This is a genomic window from Kitasatospora sp. NPDC096128 (genome assembly GCF_040303105.1).
Classification (GTDB): Bacteria; Actinomycetota; Actinomycetes; order Streptomycetales; family Streptomycetaceae; genus Kitasatospora.
Genome location: NZ_JBEOSP010000009.1, coordinates 139,092 through 158,309, shown reverse-complemented (window position 1 = coordinate 158,309; position 19,218 = coordinate 139,092). Strand labels below are relative to the sequence as shown.

Here is a 19,218-nt window from a genome sequence, read left to right as displayed (position 1 = left end):
TCTCCGTACTATGTATAGTGTACTGCGTACGGGATAACCGTGCGCATTGACGAAAGGGCTCCGCATGCAGATCACCGGCACCGTCGTCTCCCTCACCGTCGAGGACACCGGCACCTCCGCCGCCTTCCTCCAGCGGCACTTCGGCTACACCGAGCGAATGTCCGCCGACGGCTTCGTCTCGCTCGGCCACCCCGGCGGCGGGGTCGACGTCGTCTACCTGCGGCGCGGCCTGGAGGTGCTGCCCGAGGAGCAGCGGGAGCGCACCGCGGACGGGGTGATCCTGGCGTTCACCGTCGAGGACGTCGCCGCCCAGGAGGCGCGGCTGCGCGGCGAGGGGGTCGCGATCACCCTGCCGCTGCGCGAGGAGCCGTGGGGCGAGAAGCTGTTCCAGGTCACCGACCCGAACGGGGTCCTGGTCGAACTGGTGGAGTGGCCCGAGCAGTGACGGCACGCGCACGCAGGCGCCCCCGTCCCTCTCCGGACGGGGGCGCCTGCGCGCGTGCGACGGACGGTCAGTCCACCGTCCAGGTGTCGGCGCCGGCCAGCAGCGTCGCCAGGTCGCCCGGCCCGCGGTGGGCGGCGGCGGTGGCCAGCTGGCTCTCCATCAGGTCGTCGTAGACCGGGCGCCGGACATCGCGCAGCACGCCGATCGGCGTGTGGTGCAGGGTGTCCGCGTCGGCGATCCGGGAGAGCGCGAAGGCGCCGGTCGGGCCGGCCGCGTGGGCGTCGTGCACCAGCACCCGCGCCTCGTTCTCCGCCGTGACCGGGGCGGTGAACAGCTCGCCGTCCTCTCCCCGGAAGACGCCGTTGGCCGCCTCCGCGCCGAAGCGGATCGGCTGCCCGTGCTCCAGCCGGATCAGCGCCTCGTCCCGCGTCCCGGCCTCCTTGAGCACCTCGAAGGCGCCGTCGTTGAAGATGTTGCAGTTCTGGTAGATCTCCACCAGCGCGGTGCCCTGGTGCTCGGCCGCCGCCCGGAGCACCGACTGGAGGTGCTGGCGGTCCGAGTCGATGGTGCGGGCGACGAAGGAGGCCTCGGCGCCGATCGCCAGCGACAGCGGGTTGAACGGCGCGTCCAGCGAACCCATCGGGGTCGACTTGGTGATCTTCCCGAGCTCGCTGGTCGGCGAGTACTGGCCCTTGGTGAGCCCGTAGATCCGGTTGTTGAACAGCAGGATCTTCAGGTTGACGTTGCGCCGCAGGGCGTGGATCAGGTGGTTGCCGCCGATCGACAGCGCGTCGCCGTCCCCGGTGACCACCCACACGCTGAGGTCGCGCCGGGAGGAGGCCAGCCCGGTGGCGATCGCCGGCGCCCGGCCGTGGATCGAGTGCACCCCGTAGGTGTTCATGTAGTACGGGAAGCGCGAGGAGCAGCCGATGCCGGAGACGAACACCGTGTTCTCGCGCCGGATGCCGAGCTCCGGCATGAAGGACTGCACCGCCGCCAGGATCGCGTAGTCCCCGCAGCCCGGGCACCAGCGCACCTCCTGGTCGGTCTTGAAGTCCCGGGCGCTCTGCGGGCCTTCGGCCTTGGGCACCAGCTTCAGCGACGGGAAGCCGCGCTTCTCGGGATCGACGTCACTCATCGGTGGTCCTCCTCGTCCAGGCTGCCGATCGCCGCCCCCAGCACGTCCGCCAACTGTGCCGCCTTGAAAGGCAGTCCACGCACCTGGTTGTAGGACTCGGCGTCCACCAGGTACTTCGCCCGCAGCAGCAGCGCGAGCTGGCCCAGGTTCATCTCGGGCACGATGACCTTCTCGTAACTGCGCAGCACCGAGCCCAGGTTGGCCGGGAACGGGTTGAGGTTGCGCAGGTGCGCCTGGGCCACCTCGCCGCCGTCCGCGCGCACCCGGCGCACCGCCGCGGTGATCGGGCCGTAGGTCGAGCCCCAGCCGAGCACCAGCACCCGGGCGTCGCCGGTCGGGTCGTCGACCTCCACCGGCTTGACCGTGATCCCGTCGATCTTCGCCTGCCGGGTGCGGACCATCAGGTCGTGGTTGGCCGGGTCGTAGGAGATGTTCCCGGTGCCGTCCTGCTTCTCGATGCCGCCGATCCGGTGCTCCAGGCCGGCCGTGCCGGGCACCGCCCAGGGCCGGGCCAGGGTGTGCGGGTCCCGCAGGTAGGGCCAGAAGGCGCCGTCCTCGCGGTTCGGGCCGGTGGCGAACTTCGGGTCGATCTCCGGCAGTTCACCGACCTCCGGGATCCGCCAGGGCTCCGAGCCGTTCGCCAGGTAGCCGTCCGAGAGCAGGAACACCGGGGTGCGGTAGGTCACCGCGATCCGGGCCGCCTCCAGCGCCGCGTCGAAGCACTCGGCGGGCGTGGCCGGGGCCACGATCGGCACCGGCGCCTCGCCGTTGCGGCCGAACATCGCCTGCAGCAGGTCCGCCTGCTCGGTCTTGGTCGGCAGGCCGGTGGACGGGCCGCCGCGCTGGATGTCCACCACCAGCAGCGGCAGTTCCAGCGAGACCGCCAGTCCGATCGTCTCCGACTTGAGCGCCACGCCCGGCCCCGAGGTCGTCGTCACGCCCAGCGCCCCGCCGAAGGCCGCGCCGAGCGCCGCGCCGATGCCGGCGATCTCGTCCTCGGCCTGGAAGGTGCGCACCCCGAAGTTCTTGTGCCGGCTCAGCTCGTGCAGGATGTCCGAGGCCGGGGTGATCGGGTACGAGCCCAGGTACAGCGGCAGGCCGGACCGCTGCCCGGCGGCGATCAGCCCGTAGGACAGCGCCAGGTTGCCGGAGATGTTGCGGTAGCGCCCGGCCGGCAGCTTGGCCGGCGGCACCTCGTAGGAGACCGCGAAGGACTCGGTGGTCTCGCCGAAGTTCCAGCCCGCCCGGAAGGCGCTGATGTTGGCCTCGGCGATCTGCGGCTTCTTGGCGAACTTGGAGCGCAGGAAGGTCTCGGTGCCGTGGGTGGGCCGGTGGTACATCCAGGACAGCAGCCCCAGGGCGAACATGTTCTTCGCCCGCTCGGCGTCCTTGCGGGCCAGCCCGCTGTCCTTGAGCGCCTCCAGGGTCAGTGTGGTCAGCGGCACCCGGTGCAGGTGGAAGGCGTCCAGCGAGTCGTCGCCGAGCGGGTCCGCCGCGTAACCGACCTTGGCCAGCGCGCGCTTGGTGAACTCGTCGGTGTTGACGATGATCTCCGCGCCGCGCGGCAGGTCCGGCAGGTTGGCCTTCAGCGCCGCCGGGTTCATCGCCACCAGCACGTTCGGGGCATCGCCCGGTGTGAGGATGTCGTGGTCGGCGAAGTGCAGTTGGAAGGACGAGACGCCCGGCAGGGTGCCGGCGGGGGCCCGGATCTCGGCCGGGAAGTTCGGCAGCGTGGAGAGGTCGTTGCCGAACGCGGCCGTCTCCGAGGTGAAGCGGTCACCGGTGAGCTGCATGCCGTCACCGGAGTCCCCGGCGAACCGGATGATCACCCGGTCGAGTCTGCGAACGGGCTTGGCGCGCCTCTCCGGTGGGCTGCCCGGGGCGTGCGGACCTGCCGGTCCGGCCGTCGATCCCGGGCGTCCGTCACCACTGCCGGAACGACCCCCGTCGCCGCCCGATCCGTCCACTGCCTCTGACTGATCGACCTGACTGGTCACTGCCGCGGACCTCCTCGTGGACGCACCACCGCGGGCGCGGCCCCGTGCCCCGTCCGCTTGGTGCACCGTTCGCATCCTATGCGCGCGGACTCGGGCCCGGCTGGAACTCGGGCCGGAATTTCACCTGCCCGTGGCCGGTACCGCACTCGGCTTCAACGCCCCGCCGCCGGAGATCATTCCGCATACAGACCATGCGCCCCGCGCCTGGACCCCGGGGCGCCCCCGGCCCGGACCGACCGGCCCGCGACAGCCCGGGACGGCCCCGGACCGCGCCGCGCCGGGCGGCCCCGGACTAGGAGTTGAGATAGGTGAGCACCGCGAGCACCCGGCGGTGGTCCTCCGGGCTCTGCGCCAGACCCAGCTTGAGGAAGATGTTGCTGACGTGCTTCTCAACCGCCCCGTCGGACACCACCAGCTGCTTGGCCACAGCCGCATTGGTGCGCCCCTCCGCCATCAGACCGAGCACCTCGCGCTCGCGCGGCGTGAGATTGGCCAGAACGTCGCCCTTGCGGCTGCGGCTGAGCAACTGCTGCACCACCTCCGGGTCCAGCGCGGTGCCGCCGTCGGCGACCCGCACCACCGCGTCGGCGAACTCGCGCACCTCGGCGACCCGGTCCTTCAACAGGTAGCCGACGCCCCGGGTAGACCCGGCCAGCAGCTCGGACGCGTACCGCTCCTCCACGAACTGCGACAGCACCAGCACACCCAGCTGCGGGTAGCGCCCGCGCAGTTCCACGCAGGCGCGCAGGCCCTCGTCGGTGTGGGTCGGGGGCATCCGCACGTCCGAGACCACCACGTCCGGCAGGGCGTCGGCCGCCGCCAGGTCGTGGATGGTCTTCACCAGGGCGGCGCCGTCCCCGACCCCCGCGACGACCTCCAGACCGCGGTCGGTGAGCAGCCGGGTCAGACCTTCCCGCAGCAGTACGGAGTCCTCGGCGATGACGACGCGGCGCATGGCGACCTTCCGGGCAGGCGAGAGCTGACGGGAGTCAGTCTCCCCCATCCGCCCGCCCCCGTACGGGCTCGGGGTGGGATCCGCCCGGGGGCGGTCACATGGTGCGGATCGCCACCGCGTCGCACAGCCCGTCCAGGGCGGCCTTCGCCGCGCAGTCCGGCAGCGGGGCCAGCAGCGCCCGGGCCTCCTCGGCGTGCCGCAGGGTCTCCCGGCGGGCGCGCTCCAGGGCGGGGTGGGCGCGCAGCAGGCGCAGCGCCTCGGCGTGCAGGTCGTCGTCGGAGAGGTCCTGGGCGAGCAGTTCGCGCAGCCGGGTGTCGTCCGGGTCGGACGGGTCGGCGGGCATCTGCTCCAGCAGCAGGGTGGGCAGGGTCGGCACGCCCTCGCGCAGGTCGGTGCCGGGGGTCTTGCCGGACTCGTGGCCGTCGCTGGCGATGTCCAGCACGTCGTCGGCCAGCTGGAAGGCGATGCCGATCCGCTCGCCGAACTCGCCGAGGGTGTCCACCAGCGCGGGCGAGGCGCCGGACATCAGTGCTCCTATCCGGCAGGAGACGGCGATCAGCGATCCGGTCTTGCCGGCCAGCACGTCCAGGTAGTGCAGCAGCCGGTCGGACTCGCCGGGGCCGCGGGTCTCCAGGATCTGGCCGGTCACCAGCCGCTCGAAGGCCTCGGCCTGCATCCGCACCGCCTCCGGGCCGAGGTCGGCCAGCACCTGGGAGGCGCGGGAGAACAGGAAGTCACCGGTCAGGATGGCCACCGAGTTGTCCCAGCGGGAGTTGGCGCTCTCCGCGCCGCGGCGCACCGGGGCCTCGTCCATCACGTCGTCGTGGTACAGCGTGGCCAGGTGCGTCAGCTCCACGACCACCGCGGCCGGCACCACGCCGGGCGCCCCCGGGTCGCCGAACTGGGCGGCCAGCAGCAGGAGCAGCGGACGGAAGCGCTTGCCCCCGGCCTCGATCAGGTGGCTGGCGGTGACGGTGATGAAGGGGACGTCGCTCTTGACGGCCTCGGAGAGCGCCGCCTCCACCGCGTCCAGTCCGGCCTGGACGTCCCGGGTCAGGTCGCGGTCCTGCACGCTGAGCCCGAAGGGTCCCACGACGGTCACGAAGACCACTCCTCTGTCCCTGGTCGATCTAGCGGCCTGGTCCCTGAGTGCCGCCGCTGGCCATACAGGCAGGGTATCCGGTCGTGAGTGGATCACTGCACGGGCGTGCGGATCCCGTCATGACCGCGCCGGAAGCCCTGGTCAGGAGGCCTGCGCGGGCGAAGCGGCGGTGGGGGCGAATTCATCGGTGAACAAAAGCCGGAGATCGGCCCGCGGATCCGGACCGATCTCCGACAAACCGACCGGCGCCGGTCAGTACGCGAACAGCGAGGCCTTGGACGCGAGGTCCAGGAAGTACTGCGGCAGCAGGCCCAGGCCCAGCGTGACCAACACCCCGACCCCGATCGCGGTCGCCGTGAAGGCGCTCGGGATCGCCACCGTCGGACCGCCCGGTTGGGGGTCGGAGAAGAACATCAGCACGATCACCCGGATGTAGAAGAACGCGGCCACCGCCGAACTCAGCACACCGACGATCACCAGCGGCGTCGCCCCGCCGGCCGCCGCCGCCTGGAACACCGCGAACTTCCCGGTGAACCCGGAGGTCAGCGGGATCCCGGCGAAGGCCAGCAGGAACAGCGCGAACACCGCCGCCACCAGCGGCGAACGCCGCCCCAGCCCCGCCCAGCTGGACAGGTGGGTCGCCTCCCCCTTGGAGTCGCGCACCAGGGTGACCACGGCGAAGGCGCCGAGCGTCACGAAGGAGTACGCCGCCAGGTAGAACAGCACCGAGGACAGGCCCTGCTTGTTGACCGCGATCACCCCGGTCAGGATGAACCCGGCGTGCGCGATCGAGGAGTACGCCAGCAGCCGCTTGACGTCCTGCTGGGTCACCGCCAGCACCGCGCCCACCACCATGGTCAGGATCGCCACGCCCCACAGCACCGGCCGCCAGTCCAGCCGCAGGCCCGGGAAGGCCACGTAGAACAGCCGCAGGAGCGCCCCGAACGCGGCGACCTTGGTGGCCGCGGCCATGAAGCCGGTCACCGGGGTCGGCGCGCCCTGGTAGACGTCCGGGGTCCAGGAGTGGAACGGCACCGCGCCGACCTTGAACAGCAGACCCACCGCCAGCATCGCCAGGCCGGTCAGCAGCAGCACGTCGCTCTGGGTGCTGCTCAGCTGCGCCGGAGTGGTCATCGCCTTGCCGGCGATGACGTCCGCGATGTCGCCGAGCTTCACGCTGCCGGCGTAGCCGTACAGCAGCGCGGTGCCGAACAGGAAGAACGCCGAGGCGAAGGCGCCCAGCAGGAAGTACTTGACCGCCGCCTCCTGGGACAGCAGCCGGCGGCGCCGGGCCAGCGCGCACAGCAGGTACAGCGGGAGGGAGAAGACCTCCAGCGCCACGAACATGGTCAGCAGGTCGTTGGCGGACGGGAAGAGCAGCATGCCGCCGACCGCGAACATGGTCAGCGGGAACACCTCGCTGGTGGCGAAACCGGCCCTAACCGCGGCCCGCTCCTGCTCCCCGCCGGGAGTGGCGGCGGCCTGGGCGGCGAAGGCGTCGGCGGGCAGGCCGCCCGCCTTGGGCTCCAGCTTCCGCTCGGCGTAGGTGAGCACCGCCACGACGGCGACCAGCAGGATCACGCCCTGGAGGAACAGCGCCGGGCCGTCCAGCGCGACCGACTCCATGGCCAGCAGGTCGATCCGCGGCGCGCCGTGGCCCTGGGTCGCCAGCACCACCACGGCGACGAACGCGCCGACCAGCGCGGCCAGCGCCAGCGAGACCTGGGTCCAGTGCCGCAGCCGGCGCGGGACGAAGGCCTCGACCAGGACGCCGGCCACGGCGGCGCCGAAGACCACCAGCATCGGGGAGAGTTGGCCGTACTCGATGTGCGGGGCCGGGATGCTCGGGGTGTTGCCGCCGACGGCGGCGAGCACTGCGGTGGCACTCACTTCTGCTCACCTCCTGAGGTGGCGGCGACCGGGTGGGCCGGCGCCGGATCGGTCCGGTGGACCTGCGAGAGCGTCGCGTCCACCGAGGGGTTCACCAGGTCGGTGAGCGGCTTGGGGTAGACGCCGAGCAGGATCGTCAGCGCCACCAGCGGTGCCACCACGGCCAGTTCGCGGACCTTGAGGTCGGGCATCGCGCGCACGCCCTCCTTCACCGGGCCGGTCATGGTGCGCTGGTACAGCAGCAGGGCGTACAGCGCGGCCAGCACGATGCCGAAGGTGGCCACCACGCCGATCGCCGGGTAGCGGGTGAAGGTCCCCACCAGCACCAGGAACTCGCTGACGAACGGGGCCAGCCCCGGCAGCGACAGGGTCGCCAGGCTGCCGATCAGGAAGGTCCCGGCGAGCACCGGGGCGACCTTCTGCACGCCGCCGTAGTCGGCGATCAGCCGCGAGCCGCGGCGCGAGATCAGGAAGCCGGCCACCAGCATCCACGCGGCGGTGGAGAGGCCGTGGTTGACCATGTAGAGGGTCGCGCCGCTCTGCCCCTGGCTGGTCATCGCGAAGATGCCCATGATGATGAAGCCGAAGTGCGAGATCGAGGCGTAGGCGACCAGCCGCTTGATGTCCTTCTGGCCGACCGCCAGCAGCGCGCCGTAGACGATCCCGATCAGCGACAGCACCAGGATCGCCGGGGCGAAGGACTTCGAGGCGTCCGGGAACAGCCCGAGGCAGAAGCGCAGCATCGCGAAGGTGCCGACCTTGTCCACCACGGCGGTGATCAGCACCGCGGTGCCGGCCGTCGCCTCGCCCATCGCGTTCGGCAGCCAGGTGTGCAGCGGCCACAGCGGGGCCTTCACCGCGAAGGCGAAGAAGAAGCCCAGGAACAGCGCGTTCTGCGCCGTCCCGGACAGCTTCAGACTGCCGTCGGCGATCGCCCCGGTGAGGGTCGGCAGGTCGAAGGTGCCGAAGCCCTGGTCCTGGGCGATCACGTACAGCCCGATCACCGCGGCCAACATCACCAGGCCGCCGAGCAGGTTGTACAGCAGGAACTTGACGGCCGCGTAGGAGCGCTGGCGCGCCGACTCGGGGCCGCCGGCCCGGTCGCCGAAGCCGCCGATCAGGAAGTACATCGGGATCAGCATGGCTTCGAAGAACACGTAGAACAGGAAGACGTCGGTGGCGTAGAAGGAGACCACCACCATCGCCTCCACCGCCAGGATCAGGGCGAAGAAGGCCTGGGTGCGCCTCCCCCCTTCGAATGTGGCAGCCTCGAAGCCGCCGCCGGAACCCGGCGCGGCCGGGTCGGCGTCGTGCCAGGAGGCCAGCATCACCACCGGCACCAGGACCGCCGTCAGCAGGGCCAGCACCGCTCCGATGCCGTCCACGCCGAGCGAGAAGGTGATGCCGAAGGAGCGGATCCAGCTGTACGACTCGGTCAGCTGGAACCGGGCGCCGTGCGGGTCGAACCGCAGCGCCACCAGGGCGGCCAGCACCAGGGTCAGCCCCGACACGGCCAGCGCGACGGTCTTGATGGTCCGCCGCCGGGCCTCGTTCGACCCGGCGGGCAGAGCGGCGGTCAGCACCGCGCCGGCCGCCGGGACGGCGCAGGTGGTGGTCAGCAGAACGCTCACGGCCTGGCCTCCTGACGCGTTTCCCCGCCCCGAGCCGCATGGCGCGCCGGTGCCGGAGCGAGGAGTGTCGGCGCCGGGTCCGAGCACCCGGAGGCGAGCGGGCGAACACCGCCCCGAGCCGAAGGGCGCGCCGGTGCCGAAAGCGATGAGCGACAAGCGACCGACGAAGGAGGGAGTGCCGGAGCGAGGAGTGTCGGCGCCGGGTCCGAGCGCCCGGAGGCGAGCGGGCGAATAACAGTCATCACACGGACCTCATCAGGAGAGTCGAGGCGACCAGCACCAGCGTGCCGCCGAACATGGACAGCGCGTACGAGCGGACGAAGCCGTTCTGCACCCGCCGGAGCCGGCCGGACAGGCCCCCGATGAGGGCGGCCAGGCCGTTGACGAAGCCGTCCAGGCCGCGGCTGTCGAAGTAGACCAGGGTCGCGGCGAGCGCCGAGCCCGGCCGCACCAGCACGGCGTGGTTGAAGTCGTCCTGCAGCAGGTCGCGACGGGCCGCCCGGGTGAGCGGGGAGCCGACCGGCGGCACCACCGGGACGGGCGAGCGCCCGTACATCAGGTACGACAGGGCCACGCCGGCCAGCATGCAGGCCGTGGTCAGTCCGGTGACCGTCCAGGAGCCGAGCGGCGAGTTGCCCTCACTGTGGCCGGTGACCGGCTCCAGCCACTTCAGGAAGGAGTCGTGGAAGGCGAACAGCCCGCCCGCGAACACCGAGCCGAAGGCCAGCAGGACCATCGGGACGACCATCGTCTTCGGCGACTCGTGCGGGTGCGGGAGCTTGCCCTCCGCGTCCGGCTGCCAGCGCTTCTCGCCGAAGAAGGTCAGCAGCATCACCCGGGTCATGTAGAACGCGGTGACGGCCGCGCCGACCAGCGCGCACAGGCCGAGGATCCAGCCCTCGGTGCCGCCCTTGGCGAAGGCCGCCTCGATGATCTTGTCCTTGGAGAAGAAGCCGGACAGACCGGGGAAGCCGATGATCGCGAGGTAGCCGAGGCCGAAGGTGGCGAAGGTCCACGGCATCTTCCGCCACAGGCCGCCGTAGTGGCGCATGTTCACCTCGTCGTCCATGCCGTGCATGACCGACCCGGCGCCGAGGAACAGCCCGGCCTTGAAGAAGCCGTGGGTCACCAGGTGCATGATCGCGAAGACGTAGCCGATCGGGCCGAGCCCGGCCGCCAGCACCATGTAGCCGATCTGCGACATGGTCGAGCCGGCCAGCGCCTTCTTGATGTCGTCCTTGGCGCAACCGACGATCGCACCGAACAGCAGCGTCACCGCACCGACCACCACCACCGCGGTCTGGGCGTCCGGCGCCAGGTCGAAGATCGCCGAGGAGCGGGTGATCAGGTAGACGCCGGCGGTCACCATGGTGGCCGCGTGGATCAGGGCCGAGACCGGGGTCGGGCCCTCCATCGCGTCCCCGAGCCAGGACTGCAGCGGCACCTGCGCCGACTTGCCGCACGCGGCCAGCAGCAGCATCAGGCCGATCGCCGTCAGCTTGCCCTGGCTCGCCTCGTGCGCCGCGCCGACCGCGCCTTCCGAACCGAGGATCGGGGTGAAGGCGAAGGAGCCGAACTCCGCGAACATCAGCATGATCGCGATCGACAGGCCCATGTCGCCGACCCGGTTGACCAGGAACGCCTTCTTGGCCGCCGTGGCCGCGCTCGGCTTGTGCTGCCAGAAGCCGATCAGCAGGTACGAGGCCAGGCCCACGCCCTCCCAACCGAAGTACAGCAGCAGGTAGTTGTCCGCGACCACCAGCAGCAGCATGGCGGCCAGGAACAGGTTCAGGTACGCGAAGAAGCGGCGCCTGCGCTCGTCGTGCGCCATGTAGCCCACCGAGTACAGGTGGATCAGCGTGCCCACCCCGGTGATCAGCAGCACGAAGGTCATCGACAACTGGTCGAGCCGGAACGAGACGTCGGCCTGGAAGCCGTTCACCAGCACCCAGCTGAACAGGTGCTTCGTCACCGCCCGGTGCTCGGCGTCCCGGCCCAGCATGTCCGAGAACAGTGCCAGGCCGAAGCCGAACGAGAGCGCGGCGAGCGCGGTGGCCAGCCAGTGGCCGAAGCGGTCGAATGCCCGACCGCCCAGGAGCAGCAGGGCGGCACCGGCCAGCGGGGCCGCCACCAGCAGCGGAATGAGAGAGTTCACCGAAGGCCCTCCGCCTACAGCTTCATCAGATTGCTGTCGTCGACCGAAGCGGAGTGCCTGGTCCGGAAGATGGAGACGATGATGGCGAGGCCGACCACGACCTCGGCCGCCGCGACCACCATGGTGAAGAAGGCGATGATCTGGCCGTCCAGGGTCCCGTGCAGCCGGGAGAACGTCACCAGTGCCAGGTTCGAGGCGTTCAGCATCAGCTCGACGCACATGAACAGCACGATCGCGTTCCGCCGGATCAACACCCCGGACGCGCCGATGGTGAACAACAGGGCTGACAGATAAAGGTAGTTGACCGGATTCACCGCTCCCCCTCCTGATCGCCCTCACGGCTGCCCTCGGCACCCGCACCGGCCGGCGCCGGCTCCAGGGACTTGCGCGGAGCCGCCACCGCCGGGCGCTCCGAGGACGGACGGCCCAGCCAGTCCGCCGTGCTGTTCTCCAGCTCCGCCATCCGCCGCAGCATCGCCGGGCTGACGTCCCGCACCTGGCCGCGCTCGCGCAGCGTCGCCATCACCGAGTCCTCCGCGATGGTGCCGTCCGGCAGCAGCGCCGGGACGTCCACCGCGTTGTGCCGGGCGTACACGCCCGGGGCCGGCAGCGGCGGCACCTGGATGTTGTCCCGCACCCGCTGCTCCGCCAGCTCGCGCTGGGTCTTCGGCGCCTTCACGTGCTCCCGGTGGGTCAGCACCATCGCGCCGATCGCCGCGGTGATCAGCAGCGCGCCGGTGACCTCGAAGGCCCACACGTACCGGGTGAAGATCAGCCGGGCCAGGCCCGGCACGTTGCCCTCGGCGTTCGCCTCGGACAGCCCGGTGAAGTGGTCCAGCTTGGCTTTGGCGATGCCCGCGATCAGCAGCACCCCGAAGCCCAGCCCGCACAGCACCGCCGCGAACCGCTGGCCCTTCAACTGCTCCTTCAGGGAGTCCTCGCTGGTCACGCCGACCAGCATCACCACGAACAGGAACAGCATCATGATCGCGCCGGTGTAGACCACGATCTGCACCACGCCCAGGAACACCGCACCCTGGGCCATATAACAGACCGCCAGCGCCATCATCGTCGCCGCCAGGCAGAGCGCGCTGTGCACCGCCTTGCGCATCAGCAGCATGCCCAGCGCGCCGCCGACCGCGATCACCGCGAGCACCCAGAACTGGACGGCCTCACCCGTGGAGGTCGTCCCGCTCGCCGCCGCCAGCTGTGCGATCACTGCCGCACCTCCTTCTCCCGGTCGGTGCGCTCCTGCTGGACCGTCCCCGGCGCCGCCGCGGTCACCTCGCCCCGGTAGTACGCACCCTCGTCGGTGCCCGGGAAGATCGCGTGCGGGGTGTCGACCATGCCCTCGGACAGGCCCACCAGCAGCTGCTCCTTGGTGAAGATCAGGTCCTTGCGGGAGGAGTCGGCCAGCTCGTACTCGTTCGTCATGGTCAGCGCCCGGGTCGGGCAGGCCTCGATGCACAGCCCGCACAGGATGCAGCGGGCGTAGTTGATCTGGTACACCGCGCCGTAGCGCTCACCCGGCGAGTAGCGCTCCTCGTCCCGGTTGTCCGCGCCCTCCACGTAGATCGCGTCGGCCGGGCAGGCCCACGCGCACAGCTCGCAGCCGACGCACTTCTCCAGGCCGTCCGGATGCCGGTTCAGCTGGTGACGGCCGTGGAAGCGCGGAGCGGTGGGCTTCTTCTGCTCCGGGTACTGCTCGGTCAACCGCTTCTTGAACATGGCCTTGAAGGTCACGCCGAAGCCGGCGGCCGGGCCGAGGACCGACGGCCGGTCGGCCCGCTCGGGCCGGCCCGTCTGGTCGGACGACATCGCGGATCAGCTCCCTTCGGAATGGTCGGCCCCGTTGAGGGCGTCCTGGAGTTGCTTCTTGGCCCGGCTCGGCCTGCGCGGCACCGGCGGGAGCACCTGCCCGGGCAGCGGCGGCACCGGGTACCCGCCCGCCATCGGATCGAACTCCCCCCCGGGAGGCGCCGGTTGCTCCTCCGCGGACTCCTTCCGCAGGAAGTCCCGGACCAGCACCAGCAGCAGGACCGCGCCGACCGGCGCACCCACGTACAGCACCACGTCGCCGAAGCCGTAGCCCTCGTTGCGCAGCGCCCGCACGCTGGCGATCAACACCAGCCACACCAGCGAGACCGGGATCAGCACCTTCCAGCCCAGCTTCATGAACTGGTCGTAGCGCAGCCGCGGCAGCGTGCCGCGCAGCCAGATGAAGAAGAACAGCAGCAGCTGGATCTTCAAGGTGATCCACAGCATCGGCCACCAGCCGTGGTTGGCGCCCTCCCAGAAGGTCGACACCGGCCACGGGGCCCGCCAGCCGCCCAGGAACAGGGTCGAGGCCACCGCCGAGACCGTCACCATGTTGACGTACTCGGCCAGCATGAACATCGCGAACTTCAGCGACGAGTACTCGGTGTTGAAGCCGCCCACCAGCTCGCCCTCGGCCTCCGGCAGGTCGAACGGCGCCCGGTTGGTCTCCCCGACCATCGCGATGACGTAGACGATGAACGACACCGGCAGCAGCACCGCGAACCACTTCGGCTGCTGGTGCGCCACGATCTCCGAGGTCGACATCGACCCGGAGTAGACGAACACCGCCGCGAAGGACAGGCCCATCGCGATCTCGTAGCTGATCATCTGCGCCGAGGAGCGCAGCCCGCCCAGCAGCGGGTACGTCGAACCCGAGGACCAGCCCGCCAGCACGATGCCGTAGATGCCCACCGAAGCCGTCGCCAGCACGTACAGCAGCGCCACCGGGAAGTCCGTCAGCTGCAGCGGCGTCCTGGTCCCGAAGACCGACACCTCGTTGCCGGGCGGACCGAACGGGATCACCGCGAAGGCCATGAACGCCGGGATCGCGCAGACGATCGGGGCCAGGATGTAGACCACCTTGTCCGAGCCCTTGACCACCAGGTCTTCCTTCAGCGCCAGCTTCACGCCGTCCGCCAGCGACTGCAGCAGGCCCCACGGCCCGTGCCGGTTCGGCCCGATGCGCAACTGCATCCAGGCCACCACCTTGCGCTCCCAGACGATCGCCACCAGCACCGTCAGCAGCAGGAAGACGAAGCAGAACACCGCCTTCAACAGCACCAGCCACCACGGGTCCTGGCCGAAGAAGTGGAGCGTCTCGTACGGCTGCGGAGTCATCATCGGACCTCCCCTTCCCGGGCCCCGGCCGGGGCGGCGGCCGGCACGGGCTCGGCCGCGGCGATCGTCACCAGGTGGCCGACCGTGGTGCCGAGCGCGCGATGGGCGCCGCCCGGCGTCGAGTTGAGCGGGATCCAGACCGTACGGTCCGGCACCGAGTCGGCGATCTCCAGCGGCAGGACCAGCGAACCCGCCGGACCGGTCAGCCGCAGCGCCCCGGCGGCGTCCGCCCCGACCTCCTTCGCGGTGGCCGAGGAGACCCGGGCCACCGCCCGGTGCCGCGTCCCCGCCAGGTGCGGATCGCCGTACTGCAGCGAGCCCTCGTCCAGCAGCAGGCGCCAACCCGCCAGCACCGCCTGGCCGGTGGCCGGGCGCGGCAGCACACCCCGGTGCGCCGCCGGATCCGCCGCGCGGTCACCCCGCCACGGCTCGAAGCGGTCCAGCTCCAGCCGGGCCGCCCGCACGTCCGCCAGACCCAGCCGGTGCCCCAATGCGTCCGCCAGCATCGACAGCACCCGCAGGTCCGACTGGAGGTGACGGCCCATCTGCTGGTCCGGCTTGAGCGCGGCCTCGAACATCCGCACCCGGCCCTCCCAGTCCAGGAAGGTCCCCGCCTTCTCCGCCACCGCCGCCACCGGCAGCACCACATCCGCCCGCGCGGTCACCGCCGAGGGCCGCAGCTCCAGCGACACCACGAACGGCACCGCCGCCAACGCCTCCCCGGCCAGCGCCGGATCCGGCAGGTCGTCCGGATCCACCCCGCCGACCAGCAGCGCGTCCAGGTCGCCGCGCGCGGCCGCGGTCAGGATCTGGCCGGTGTCCCGGCCCGGGCGCGACGGCAGCTCCGCCACCCCCCACACCGCGGCCGCCTCCGCCCGCGCCGCCTCGGCCGCCACCGGACGGCCGCCCGGCAGCAGCCCCGGCAGGGCACCCGCCTCCACCGCCCCGCGCTCCCCGGCCCGGCGCGGCACCCACGCCAGCGCCGCCCCGGTCGCGTGCGCCAGCCGCAGCACCGCCGTCAACGCGCCCGGCACCGACGCCAGCCGCTCACCCGCCAGGATCACCGCACCCGGCAGCCGCAACAACTCGGCCGCCCGCCCCGCGTCGTCGCTCAACGGCTCGTCCGCCGCCAGCGCCGCGAACCACTCCGGCTCCGTCCCCGGCGCCGCCGGCAGCAGCGCACCGCGCAGCTTCGCCAGCCCCCGGGAGGCGAACGACGCCACCGAGAACACCTTCAACCCGTTGCCCCTGGACGCCTTCCGCAGCCGCAGGAAGACGATCGGCGACTCCTCCTCCGGCTCGAACCCCGCCAGCAGCACCGCCGGAGCCTGCTCCAGCCGCTCGTAGGTCAGGCCCGAGCCGTCCACGTCCACCCCGCGCCCGGCGACCGCCGCGGCCAGGAAGTCCGCCTCCTCACCGCTGTGCGGCCGGGCCCGGAAGTCCACGTCGTTGGTGCCCAGCACCACCCGGGCGAACTTCGCGTACGCGTACGCGTCCTCCACCGTCACCCGGCCACCCACCAGCACACCCGTACGGGCCCCGCGCAACCCCTCCGCCGCCCGGGCCAGCGCCTCCGGCCAGGAGGCAGGCACCAGCTCGCCGTCCACCCGCACCAGCGGGGTCGTCAGCCGGTCCCGCTGCTGGGCGTAGCGGAACGCGAACCGGCCCTTGTCGCAGTTCCACTCCTCGTTCACCGCCGGGTCCTCGCCCGCCAGCCGGCGCAGCACCTTGCCCCGCCGGTGGTCGGTGCGCTGCGCGCAGCCCGCCGAGCAGTGCTCGCACACGCTCGGCGAGGACACCAGGTCGAAGGGGCGCGAGCGGAAACGATAAGCCGCCGAGGTCAGCGCGCCCACCGGGCAGATCTGGATGGTGTTCCCGGAGAAGTACGACTCGAAGTCGTCCCCCTCCCCGGTGCCGACCTGCTGCAGCGCCCCGCGCTCCACCAGGTCGATGAACGGGTCCCCGGCGATCTGCTGCGAGAAGCGGGTGCAGCGCGCGCACAGCACGCAGCGCTCCCGGTCCAGCAGCACCTGGCTGCTGATCGGCAGCGGCTTCGGGTAGGTGCGCTTCAGCCCCTCGAAGCGGGAGTCCGCCGCGCCGCTGCTCATCGCCTGGTTCTGCAGCGGGCACTCGCCGCCCTTGTCGCAGACCGGGCAGTCCAGCGGGTGGTTGATCAGCAGCAGCTCCATCACGCCGCGCTGCGCCTTCTCGGCCACCGGCGACGTCAGCTGGGTGCGCACCACCATGCCCTCGGCGACCGGGATGGTGCAGGAGGCGACCGGCTTGCGCTGGCCCTCGACCTCCACGATGCACTGCCGGCAGGCGCCGGCCGGATCCAGCAGCGGATGGTCGCAGAAGCGCGGGATCTGGGTGCCGATGGTCTCGGCGGCCCGGATCACCAAGGTGCCCTTGGGGACCTTCACTTCGACGCCGTCGATGGTGAGCGTGACCAGTTCGACCGCGGTGTCGGGGGCGGTTGGCTCAGTGATCGTCACGCGTGCACCTCCCTCTCGGTGGCGGACTGGTGGCCGGGGCGGGGGCCGTCGGCCCAGACGGTGGAGGCGGCCGGGTCGAACGGGCAACGGCGCTCGGCCAGGTGCTGCTCGTACTCGGCCCGGAAGTGCTGGAGCGAGGAGACGATCGGGCTCGCCGCGCCGTCGCCCAGCGCGCAGAAGGACTTGCCGTTGATGTTGTCGGCGATGTCGAGGAGCTTCTCCAGGTCCCCCTCGACGCCCTCGCCCGCCTCGATCCGCTTCAGCAACTGGACCAGCCAGTAGGTGCCCTCCCGGCAGGGGGTGCACTTGCCGCAGGACTCGTGGGCGTAGAACTCCGTCCAGCGGGTGACCGCCCGCACCACGCAGGTGGTCTCGTCGAAGACCTGCAGCGCCTTGGTGCCGAGCATCGAACCGGCCGCGCCGACGCCCTCGTAGTCCAGCGGGACGTCGAGGTGCTCGTCGGTGAACATCGGGGTGGAGGAGCCGCCCGGCGTCCAGAACTTCAGCCGGTGCCCGGCCCGGACGCCGCCGCTGAGGTCCAGCAGCTGGCGCAGGGTGATGCCCAGCGGCGCCTCGTACTGGCCCGGGTTGGTGACGTGGCCGGAGAGCGAGTACAGCGTGAATCCCGGGGACTTCTCGGTGCCCAGGCCCTTGAACCACTCCTTGCCGCGGGCCAGGATCGGCGGTACCGAGGCGATCGACTCGACGTTGTTGACCACCGTCGGGCAGGCGTACAGGCCGGCGATCGCCGGGAACGGCGGGCGCAGCCTCGGCTGGCCGCGGCGGCCCTCCAGCGAGTCCAGCAGCGCCGTCTCCTCGCCGCAGATGTACGCGCCGGCGCCGGCGTGCACGGTGATGTCCAGGTTCACCCCGGACCCCTGGATGTCGCGGCCCAGCAGCCCGGCCGCGTACGCCTCGGCGACCGCCGCGTGCAGTCGGCGCAGCACCGGGACGACCTCGCCGCGCAGGTAGATGAACGCGTGGTCGCAGCGGATCGCGTAGGAGGCGATGATCATGCCCTCGATCAGCGCGTGCGGGTTGGCGAACAGCAGCGGGATGTCCTTGCAGGTGCCCGGCTCGGACTCGTCCGCGTTGACCACCAGGTAGTGCGGCTTGCCGTCGTTCTGCGGGATGAACTGCCACTTCATCCCGGTGGGGAAGCCCGCGCCGCCGCGGCCGCGCAGGCCGGAGTCCTTGACCAGGGCGATCACCTCGTCCGGGGGCAGGGCGAGGGCCGCCTTGAGGCCCTCATAGCCGTGGTGGCGGCGGTAGGTGGCGAGGGTCCAGGGGCGGCTGTCGTCCCAGGAGTCGGAGAGGACGGGGGTGAGCAGCTTCTCGGCCGGCTCGGCGGAGGTCATCACGCTTCGGTCCCTTCCTGGCCGGTGCCGGTGGCTCCGGTGCCGTCGGCGTCGCCACCCTTGGCTTCGCCGCCCTTGACCTCGCCGCCGGTGCCGGTGGCGTCGTGGCTGTTGGCGTCGTGGCCGGTGGCTTCGGGGCCGGTGGCTTCGGGGCCTGGGCCTTCGCGGCGGGAGGCCTCGTGGCGGGGGGAGACCACCTTGGTACCGCCGGTGCCGGGCAGGGCCTCGCCGCGGGCCAGCCGCAGACCGGCCAGCGAAGGGGCGCCGCCGGCGCCGGACTCGTCGTTGGCGCCCGGGCGCTCGTCCGGGAAGCCCGCCAGGATCCGGGCGGTCTCCTTGAAGCCGCACAGCCGGGCGCCGCGGGTGGGCCGCACCTCACGGCCGGCCCGTAGGTCGTCGACCAGCCGACGGGCGCTCTGCGGGGTCTGGTCGTCGAAGAACTCCCAGTTGACCATCACCACGGGGGCGTAGTCGCAGGCGGCGTTGCACTCGATGTGCTCGATCGAGATCTCGCCGTCCTCGGTGGTCTCGTTGTTGCCGATGCCCAGGTGCTCCTGCAGATCGGCGAAGATCCGGTCGCCGCCGAGCACCGCGCACAGGGTGTTGGTGCAGACCCCGACGTGGTACTTCCCGGCCGGGCGCCGCCGGTACATCGTGTAGAAGGTGGCGACGGCGGTCACCTCGGCTGTGGTGAGCTCCAACTGCTCGGCGCAGAACCGGATCCCGGTCGGGCTGACGAAGCCCTCCTCGGCCTGCACCAGGTGCAGCAGCGGCAGCAGCGCCGAACGGGCCTGCGGGTAGCGTCCGATCAGCTCGGCGGCGTCGGCGGCCAGCCGGGTGCGCACCTCCTCGGGGTACGGCGGGGCCGGCATCGCCGGCAGTCCCAGTTCGACGTC

15 protein-coding genes are annotated in these 19,218 nt (G+C 71.6%); 1 reads left to right on the top strand and 14 read right to left on the bottom strand.

The genetic code is table 11. The features are described 5' to 3' along the window. The first annotated feature begins 64 nt into the window (after positions 1 to 64). Positions 65 to 445, top strand: coding sequence for a VOC family protein (locus ABTY61_RS13195; RefSeq protein WP_350505054.1), 381 nt, complete (start codon positions 65 to 67; stop codon positions 443 to 445). Positions 446 to 512: 67 nt separating this feature from the next. Here ABTY61_RS13195 and ABTY61_RS13190 read toward each other — a convergent pair whose 3' ends face one another. The 14 genes from ABTY61_RS13190 to nuoE form a co-directional block, all read right to left on the bottom strand. Then, on the bottom strand, positions 513 to 1,583 hold the full coding sequence (locus tag ABTY61_RS13190) for a 2-oxoacid:ferredoxin oxidoreductase subunit beta (RefSeq protein ID WP_350505053.1): 1,071 nt from the start codon (positions 1,581 to 1,583) through the stop codon (positions 513 to 515). Then, complete coding sequence (locus tag ABTY61_RS13185; protein WP_502895294.1) at positions 1,580 to 3,580, bottom strand: 2-oxoacid:acceptor oxidoreductase subunit alpha; 2,001 nt, start codon at positions 3,578 to 3,580, stop codon at positions 1,580 to 1,582. The genes ABTY61_RS13190 and ABTY61_RS13185 overlap by 4 nt, the downstream gene beginning before the upstream one ends. A gap of 292 nt (positions 3,581 to 3,872) precedes the next feature. Beyond that, positions 3,873 to 4,535: a LuxR C-terminal-related transcriptional regulator gene (locus ABTY61_RS13180; RefSeq protein WP_350505051.1), complete on the bottom strand. Its 663-nt coding sequence runs from the start codon at positions 4,533 to 4,535 to the stop codon at positions 3,873 to 3,875. Positions 4,536 to 4,629: 94 nt separating this feature from the next. After that, complete coding sequence (locus ABTY61_RS13175) at positions 4,630 to 5,637, bottom strand: polyprenyl synthetase family protein (RefSeq protein WP_350505050.1); 1,008 nt, start codon at positions 5,635 to 5,637, stop codon at positions 4,630 to 4,632. Between the two features lie 252 nt (positions 5,638 to 5,889). Next, positions 5,890 to 7,527 carry an NADH-quinone oxidoreductase subunit NuoN gene (gene nuoN / locus ABTY61_RS13170; RefSeq protein WP_350505049.1) on the bottom strand — a complete coding sequence of 546 codons (1,638 nt, stop codon included), beginning with the start codon at positions 7,525 to 7,527 and terminating at the stop codon, positions 5,890 to 5,892. After that, the gene (locus ABTY61_RS13165; protein WP_350505048.1) at positions 7,524 to 9,158 is read right to left on the bottom strand and encodes an NADH-quinone oxidoreductase subunit M; all 1,635 of its coding nucleotides are present in this window, start codon (positions 9,156 to 9,158) and stop codon (positions 7,524 to 7,526) included. Before ABTY61_RS13165 ends, nuoN begins: the two co-directional genes overlap by 4 nt. Before the next feature lie 241 nt (positions 9,159 to 9,399). Further along, entirely contained in the window at positions 9,400 to 11,313 is a 1,914-nt protein-coding gene (gene nuoL, locus ABTY61_RS13160) for an NADH-quinone oxidoreductase subunit L (protein ID WP_350505047.1), read from the bottom strand. A gap of 14 nt (positions 11,314 to 11,327) precedes the next feature. Then, positions 11,328 to 11,627 carry an NADH-quinone oxidoreductase subunit NuoK gene (gene nuoK / locus ABTY61_RS13155; RefSeq protein WP_188309222.1) on the bottom strand — a complete coding sequence of 100 codons (300 nt, stop codon included), beginning with the start codon at positions 11,625 to 11,627 and terminating at the stop codon, positions 11,328 to 11,330. Then, positions 11,624 to 12,529 (bottom strand): NADH-quinone oxidoreductase subunit J, encoded by a 906-nt coding sequence (locus ABTY61_RS13150; RefSeq protein WP_350505139.1) that lies wholly within the window; start codon positions 12,527 to 12,529, stop codon positions 11,624 to 11,626. Before ABTY61_RS13150 ends, nuoK begins: the two co-directional genes overlap by 4 nt. Then, complete coding sequence (gene nuoI, locus ABTY61_RS13145) at positions 12,529 to 13,131, bottom strand: NADH-quinone oxidoreductase subunit NuoI (protein WP_350505046.1); 603 nt, start codon at positions 13,129 to 13,131, stop codon at positions 12,529 to 12,531. Before nuoI ends, ABTY61_RS13150 begins: the two co-directional genes overlap by 1 nt. A gap of 6 nt (positions 13,132 to 13,137) precedes the next feature. Next, positions 13,138 to 14,472, bottom strand: a complete 1,335-nt coding sequence (gene nuoH, locus ABTY61_RS13140) for an NADH-quinone oxidoreductase subunit NuoH (protein ID WP_350505045.1) — start codon at positions 14,470 to 14,472, stop codon at positions 13,138 to 13,140. Beyond that, on the bottom strand, positions 14,469 to 16,964 hold the full coding sequence (locus ABTY61_RS13135) for an NADH-quinone oxidoreductase subunit G (protein WP_350505044.1): 2,496 nt from the start codon (positions 16,962 to 16,964) through the stop codon (positions 14,469 to 14,471). The genes nuoH and ABTY61_RS13135 overlap by 4 nt, the downstream gene beginning before the upstream one ends. Next, positions 16,961 to 18,322, bottom strand: coding sequence for an NADH-quinone oxidoreductase subunit NuoF (gene nuoF / locus ABTY61_RS13130; RefSeq protein WP_350505043.1), 1,362 nt, complete (start codon positions 18,320 to 18,322; stop codon positions 16,961 to 16,963). The genes ABTY61_RS13135 and nuoF overlap by 4 nt, the downstream gene beginning before the upstream one ends. After that, positions 18,322 to 19,194, bottom strand: coding sequence for an NADH-quinone oxidoreductase subunit NuoE (nuoE, locus tag ABTY61_RS13125; RefSeq protein WP_350505138.1), 873 nt, complete (start codon positions 19,192 to 19,194; stop codon positions 18,322 to 18,324). Before nuoE ends, nuoF begins: the two co-directional genes overlap by 1 nt. Between the last annotated feature and the right edge of the window lie 24 nt (positions 19,195 to 19,218).